Origin of the sequence: Ochrobactrum sp. SFR4 (assembly GCF_019730395.1) — a bacterium.
In the GTDB taxonomy this organism is placed as follows: domain Bacteria; phylum Pseudomonadota; class Alphaproteobacteria; order Rhizobiales; family Rhizobiaceae; genus Pseudochrobactrum.
Window position 1 is genome coordinate 1 of the sequence record NZ_JAAPBB010000871.1, and the last position, 266, is coordinate 266.

1 protein-coding gene is annotated in these 266 nt (G+C 50.8%); it reads left to right on the top strand.

Annotation, left to right across the window (positions count from 1 at the left end):
* Window positions 1-266, top strand: a 266-nt coding sequence (locus tag HBA93_RS21570; protein WP_221724612.1) for a LysE family translocator, incomplete at both ends; no start/stop codon positions are given.

Here is a 266-nt window from a genome sequence, read left to right on the forward strand (position 1 = left end):
GCTGCGCTCGGCATTACAGCGATTGTCATGGCTGTACCTTATGCCTATGACGCACTGCGTTTCGGAGGCGCGCTCTATCTGCTCTATTTAGCATGGCAGGCGGTAAAACCGGGAGGCAGATCGCCGTTTCAAGTGAAGGATTTGCAAAAGGATAGCCCCCGCAAGCTTTTTATGATGGGATTTCTGACGAACTTGCTCAATCCCAAAATCGCAGTCATGTATCTGTCGCTCCTGCCACAATTCATAAGTCCCGATCATGGCAGTGT